Origin of the sequence: Luteimonas sp. 8-5 (assembly GCF_029763755.1) — a bacterium.
GTDB lineage: Bacteria > Pseudomonadota > Gammaproteobacteria > Xanthomonadales > Xanthomonadaceae > Cognatiluteimonas.
The window spans coordinates 1-6,223 of the sequence record NZ_JARUVM010000124.1 but is presented as its reverse complement, the minus strand read 5'-3'; the positions used below and the strand labels follow the sequence as shown (position 1 = coordinate 6,223).

At 68.9% G+C, this 6,223-nt stretch carries 8 protein-coding genes; 1 reads left to right on the top strand and 7 read right to left on the bottom strand.

Features of this window, described 5'->3' with window-relative positions; genetic code table 11:
- Window positions 1-646 (top strand): hybrid sensor histidine kinase/response regulator (locus QAA18_RS11465; protein WP_279413102.1); only part of this gene is annotated, 646 nt, incomplete at its 5' end.
- Here QAA18_RS11465 and recO read toward each other — a convergent pair.
- From recO to QAA18_RS11430, 7 genes are all read right to left on the bottom strand, one after another.
- Window positions 609-1,364, bottom strand: coding sequence for a DNA repair protein RecO (gene recO / locus QAA18_RS11460; protein WP_279413101.1), 756 nt, complete (start codon window positions 1,362-1,364; stop codon window positions 609-611). The genes QAA18_RS11465 and recO overlap by 38 nt on opposite strands.
- Before the next feature lie 23 nt (window positions 1,365-1,387).
- On the bottom strand, window positions 1,388-2,302 hold the full coding sequence (gene era / locus QAA18_RS11455; RefSeq protein WP_279413100.1) for a GTPase Era: 915 nt from the start codon (window positions 2,300-2,302) through the stop codon (window positions 1,388-1,390).
- The gene (gene rnc / locus QAA18_RS11450) at window positions 2,299-2,970 is read right to left on the bottom strand and encodes a ribonuclease III (protein ID WP_279413099.1); all 672 of its coding nucleotides are present in this window, start codon (window positions 2,968-2,970) and stop codon (window positions 2,299-2,301) included. Before rnc ends, era begins: the two co-directional genes overlap by 4 nt.
- On the bottom strand, window positions 2,967-3,344 hold the full coding sequence (locus tag QAA18_RS11445) for a DUF4845 domain-containing protein (RefSeq protein ID WP_279413098.1): 378 nt from the start codon (window positions 3,342-3,344) through the stop codon (window positions 2,967-2,969). The genes rnc and QAA18_RS11445 overlap by 4 nt, the downstream gene beginning before the upstream one ends.
- A 13-nt stretch (window positions 3,345-3,357) precedes the next feature.
- Window positions 3,358-4,161: a signal peptidase I gene (gene lepB, locus QAA18_RS11440; RefSeq protein WP_279413097.1), complete on the bottom strand. Its 804-nt coding sequence runs from the start codon at window positions 4,159-4,161 to the stop codon at window positions 3,358-3,360.
- A gap of 8 nt (window positions 4,162-4,169) precedes the next feature.
- Window positions 4,170-5,963, bottom strand: coding sequence for a translation elongation factor 4 (gene lepA, locus QAA18_RS11435; RefSeq protein WP_279413096.1), 1,794 nt, complete (start codon window positions 5,961-5,963; stop codon window positions 4,170-4,172).
- Window positions 5,964-6,038: 75 nt separating this feature from the next.
- Window positions 6,039-6,223 (bottom strand): PDZ domain-containing protein (locus tag QAA18_RS11430; protein ID WP_279413094.1); only part of this gene is annotated, 185 nt, incomplete at its 5' end.

The window sequence follows — 6,223 nt, the reverse complement described above, 5'->3', positions numbered from 1 at the left end:
CATCCTGCTGGTGGAGGACGACCCGGTCACCCAGGCCTACCTGGCGGCCGTGCTCGAGGCGTTGCCGGCGACGGTGGATGCCGTGGCCAGTGCCGGCGAGGCGATGCGGGCGGTGTCGGGCGGCGGTCGCGGCACCCACGCGCTCTGGCTGGTCGACGCGCACCTGCCCGACGCGGACGGTGCCGGCCTGCTGGCGCGACTGCGTCCGGTGGCGCCGTGGACGCCGGCGATCGCGCACACCGCATCGCGCGAACGCGCGGAGATCGATGCGTTGCTCGCGGCAGGTTACGAGCGCGTGCTGGCCAAACCGGTGGCGGCCAAGGTGTTGCGCGCGGCGGTCGAAGCTGCGTTGCAGTCGCGGTCGGCGGTCGCCGAGGCCGGCGTGGATCCTGGATGGAACGTCGCGGCGCTGCGGCGGCTGTTCCGCGACGAATTGCCGGCGCAACAGGCAGCAGTGAACCTGGCGTCGAAGGCGGGTCGTCGCAGAGACATGGAAAACGTGCTGCACCGGATGCGCGCGTCGTGCGCGCTGGTGGGCGCGCAGCACCTGGATGCGGCAGTACGTGCGTTGCAGCGCGTTCCCGGCTCGGGCAAGGCCCTGGACACGTTCAACCAGGCGATCGCGGCCTGGTTGCGGCGTGGCTGACGCGGGACAGGTCGCCGATCAAGTCCCATGATTTCAGCGGGCGTCCGCCCAGATGGTGGAGCAGCACGGGACGCAGGGCGCGGCGCAGTCCGGCGAGATCATCGGCGTCGGGCGCCTGGGCGTCGGCAGCCAAGGAGAGCAGCGCGCGGCCGGTGGCCGCGTCGCTGCGGTCGCCGTGGCCGCGGTCGCTGAGCAGGCGGCGCGGTCCATGCTCGGGATCCAGGCGATAGCGCGCGGCCGGATCGATCGGCGCGCCGTCGCCGTCGTGGCTGAAGTCCATGCCGAAGCCGATCGCGTCGAGCAGGTCGCGCTCGAAGCGGCGCAGGTTCCAGGCCAATGGCTCGGCCGCGCCCAGGCGCGCGCGCATGCGGGCGTAGGCATCGAACAGGTCCGGTTGCGGGTCGCCACGCGCGGCCAGGCGCAGCACCAGCTCGTTGACGTAGAACGCCGCAAGCGTCGCTTCGCCGCCCGGATGCGGGGCAGCATCCAGCGCCTCCGCGCTGCGCAGCTGCGCGAGCTCGCCGCGCTGCACCGCGTCGATGCGCGCGAACTGCAGCGGCTGCAGGGCGGCGCGCAGCAGCTGCTTCTTCGGCCCCTGCACGCCGCGGGCGAGCAGGCCCATGCGGCCATGGTTCGCGCTCAGGGCTTCGACCAGCAGGCTGGTTTCGCGCCAGGGGCGGGTGTGGAGGATGAAGACGGGTTCGTTGGTGATTCGCATCGCGGCTTCCGCCGCTCCTACGGTCAGTCGTGGTAACCCAACGTGCGCAGGGCGGCTTCGTCGTCGGACCAGCCGGCGCGGACGCGGACGAAGGTTTCCAGGAAGACCTTGGCGCCGAACAGGCGTTCCATGCTTTCGCGGGCGCGGCTGCCGATCTCGCGCAGGCGGGCGCCGCCCTTGCCGATGACGATGCCCTTCTGGCCTTCGCGCTCGACCCAGATCACGGCGCCGATGCGCAACAGGACGCCGTGGCGCGCAGGTTCCTCGGTGAAGCTCTCGATCTCCACCGTGGTCGCGTACGGCAACTCGGCGCCGAGCTGGCGCATGAGCTGTTCGCGCACCAGTTCGCCGGCGAGGAAGCGCTGGCTCTTGTCGGTGATCTCGTCCTCGCCGTACAGCGGCGGCTGTTCGGGCAGCAACGGCAGCAGCGTGTCGACCAGCGCATCCAGTCCCTGGCGCTTGAGCGCGGAGACTGGATGCACGGCGGCGAACTCGCGCCCTTCGGTGACCTCGGCCAGGAACGGCAGCAGCGCCGCCTTGTCCTTGAACCGGTCGACCTGGTTGACCGCGAGCACCACCGGCACCTTCGCTTCGCGCAGGGCGTCGTAGGCCAGCGCGTCCTCCTCGTCCCAGCGGCCCGCCTCCACGACCAGCACCGCGGCATCCACGCCCTCCAGCGCACCGCGCGCGGCGCGGTTCATCCAGCGGTGCATGGCCGAGGCCGAGGACTTGCCCTGCTCGCGGTGGATGCCGGGGGTGTCGACCAGCAGCAACTGGCCGCGCTCGAAGGTGGCGATCCCGAGCAGGCGGTGGCGCGTGGTCTGCGGACGGTTGGAGACGATGCTGACCTTGGCCCCGACCAGGGCGTTGACCAGGGTCGACTTGCCGACATTGGGGCGGCCGATGACGGCGACGTGGCCGGCGTGGTGCGTGCTCATGCGAGTTGCTCGAGGATGGATTCGGCGGCGCGCTGTTCGGCGGCGCGGCGCGAGCTGCCGCTGCCTTCGGCGGCCATTGCGGGTTGTTCCAGGGTGCACGAGACCAGGAAGGTCTTGTCGTGTTCGTCGCCGGTCTCGGCGAGCAGCTCGTAGCTCGGGCGGGGCAGCTGGCGCGCCTGCAGCCACTCCTGCAACCGGGTCTTGGCGTCCTTGCCGACCTGGTGCAGCGGCGGCAGCGCGTCGAGCAGCGGTTCGTACCAGCCCATCACCAGCGCGCGGCAGGCCTGGAAACCGGAGTCGAGGTAACAGGCGGCGATCACCGCCTCGAGCGCGTCGGCCAGGATCGAGTCGCGGCGATGGCCGCCGGACTTGAGCTCGCCCGGGCCGAGCGTGAGCACGTCGCCGACTTCGAGTTCGCGCGCGATCCGGGCCAGGGTCGATTCGCGCACGAGTTCGGCGCGGACCCGGGTCATCGCGCCTTCGTCGGCGCGCGGCCAGCGCAGGTAGAGCTGCTCGGCGACGATCAGGTTGAGCAGCGAGTCGCCGAGGAATTCCAGGCGTTCGTTGTGCGGGCTGCCCGCGCTGCGATGGGTCAGGGCCTGTCTCAGCAGGTCCGGATCGGCGAACCGGTGCCCGCCGAACGCATCGCCGGCATTGCCCCGGTTCACTCGCGCGACTGGTTGGTCAGGCGCTCGGAAGCCTGGAACATGCCGACCACGTCGAGGTTGCCCATCAGCGGCTTGCGGACCTCGTAGTCCACGCTCATTTCCCAGCCGCCGTCGATGCGCTCGAGCGAGACGTTCTCCGGCTTCACGTTCTCCGCGTAGCTGATGTACAGGCGGCGGAAGAACAGGTCCTGGATCCTGGCCGGGTCGCGGTTGCCGATGCCCGGCTCCTGCTGCAGGCCCTTGAGCGCCTGCTTGACCGCGTAGTACTCCGAATACATCGGCACGAGCTTCATGCTGATGTAGGCGAAAAAGCCGATGACGCCCAGGACGATGACGAAACCGATCAGGGTCATGCCGCCTTGCGTGCGTTTCATGCGTTTCCCCTCTTCATGGAATCTTCCTGCCGAGCCTGCCGAAGTCGACGCCGCCCGCGCTGCCGTCCCAGTGCATCCAGACCAGGAACGCCTTGCCGCGCAGGTTGGCCTCGGGCAGGAAGTGCATGCCTTCCGGCCAGAAGCGGCTGTCCTCGCTATTATCGCGATTGTCGCCCATGACGAAATAGTAGCCCGCCGGCACCGTCCATTCGCCCTCGCCCTGCATGAAATAGGGCTGGTCGTCACGTTCCAGCACCTGGTGCGGGCGGCCGGGCAGCTGTTCCAGCAACAGGCGCGAGCCGGTGGCCTCGCTGCCCCTGCCCTTGCCCACGTAGGTGCCCTGCGGCTCGTAGGACAACGGCTGGCCGTTCAGGTACACGGTGTCGTTGCGATACGCCACGGTGTCGCCGGGAAGGCCGACCACGCGCTTGATCCAGTCCTGGTCGGGGTACTGCGGCGGATGGAACACGACCACGTCGCCGCGCTCGGGCTCGCCGATCGACAGGAACTTGTGGTTGTTGATCGGCAGGCGCAGGCCGTAGGCGAACTTGTTGACCAGGATGAAGTCGCCGACCAGCAAGGTGGGCATCATCGAGCTGGACGGAATGCGGAACGGCTCGGCGACGAAGCTGCGCAGGCACAGCACCGCGGCCAGCACCGGGAAGAACGCGCGCGAATAGTCGATGACCATCGGCTCGTGCACTTCGAGCAGCCCGGCGCGTTCCTCGCGGCGCTTGCGCAGCCACAACTTGTCCACCAGCCAGACCAGGCCGGTGAACAGGGTCAGCACCACCAGCGCGATTTCGAACCAGACCATTGCGATTCCTATTTGTTGTCCACTTGCAGCACGGCGAGGAAGGCTTCCTGCGGGATCTCGACGCGGCCGACCTGCTTCATCCGCTTCTTGCCTTCCTTCTGCTTCTCCAGCAGCTTCTTCTTGCGGCTGGCGTCGCCACCGTAGCACTTGGCGAGCACGTTCTTGCGCAGCGCCTTGACCGTGGTGCGGGCGATGATCTGCGAGCCGATCGCGGCCTGGATGGCGACGTCGAACATCTGCCGCGGGATCAGCTCCTTCATCCGCTCGGTCAGTTCGCGGCCGCGGCGGTCGGCGTGCGCGCGGTGGGTGATCAGCGACAGCGCGTCGACGCGGTCGCCGTTGATCAGGGTGTCCACGCGCACGAACGGCCCGGCCTGGAAGCGCACGAAGTGGTAGTCGAGCGAGGCGTAGCCGCGCGACACCGACTTGAGCCGGTCGAAGAAGTCCAGCACCACCTCGGCCATCGGCAGCTCGTAGCTGACCTGGACCTGGCTGCCCATGTAGTTGATGCCGACCTGGCTGCCGCGCTTCTCCTCGCACAGGGTGATCACGTTGCCCACGTAGTCGGGCGGCGTGAGGATGTTGGCGCGGATGATCGGCTCGCGCACTTCCTCGACCAGGTTGGCCTGGGGCAGCTTGGCGGGGTTGTCGAGCGGCATCACGGTGCCGTCGGTCTTCAGGATTTCATAGACGACGGTAGGCGCGGTGGTGATCAGGTTGAGGTCGTACTCGCGCTCCAGGCGCTCCTGCACGATCTCCATGTGCAGCATGCCCAGGAAGCCGCAGCGGAAACCGAAGCCCATGGCCTCGGAGCTTTCCGGCTCGAAGCGCAGCGCGGCGTCGTTGAGGCGCAGCTTCTCCAGCGCCTCGCGCAGGTCCGGGTAGTCCTCGGCGTCGACCGGGAACAGGCCGGCGAACACGCGCGGCTGCATTTCCTGGAAGCCCGGCAGCGGCTTCGGCGCGGGATCCTTCGCCATGGTCAGCGTGTCGCCCACCGGCGCGCCGTGCACGTCCTTGATGCTGGCGGTGACCCAGCCCACCTCGCCGGCGGCGAGCTTGTCCATCACCTTGCGCTTGGGGGTGAACACGCCGACGTTCTCGACCTCGTGGGCGCGGCCGGTGGACATCACCAGCAGCTTGTCGCCCTTGCGGATCTCGCCCTGCATCACGCGCACCAGCGAGACCACGCCCAGGTAGTTGTCGAACCAGGAGTCGATGATCAGCGCCTGCAGCTTGTCGGTGTCGCGCGGCTGCGGCGGCGGGATGCGCTGCACGATCGCCTCGAGCACCTCTTCCACGTTGAGGCCGGTCTTGGCGCTGACCGCGACCGCCTCGCTGGCGTCGATGCCGATCACCGCCTCGATCTCGGCCTTGACCCGCTCGATGTCGGCGGTGGGCAGGTCGATCTTGTTCAGCACCGGCACCACTTCCAGCCCCTGCTCCACCGCGGTGTAGCAGTTGGCTACGGACTGGGCTTCCACGCCCTGGGCGGCATCGACCACCAGCAGCGCGCCCTCGCAGGCGGCCAGCGAGCGGCTGACCTCGTAGCTGAAGTCGACGTGGCCGGGGGTGTCGATGAAGTTGAGGTGGTAGGTCTGGCCGTCGCGCGCGGTGTACGGCAGCGAGACCGACTGGGCCTTGATGGTGATGCCGCGCTCGCGCTCGATCGGGTTGTTGTCGAGCACCTGCGCTTCCATCTCGCGCGCGGTCAGGCCGCCGCAGAGCTGGATGATGCGGTCGGCCAGGGTCGACTTGCCGTGGTCGACGTGGGCGATGATGGAGAAGTTGCGAATGTTCCGCATTTGGTCCGGAGCCGGGGGATCGCCCGGGGTTCCGGGCCAAACGCGGGATTATCGCATGCGTCGATCAGCGACCGCTCAGTTGGTGGCCTTCGCCGGTTCGTCCACGGTCACCGCGACGAACTGGACGTTGCCGCGGCGGTTGAGCAGCAGCATCACCGTGGAGCCGGGCTTCACGTCGCGCAAGGCGCTGTCGAGCTGGGCCGGGGTGCCGACGGCGGCGCGGCCGACGCGCAGCACCACGTCGCCCGGACGCAGGCCGG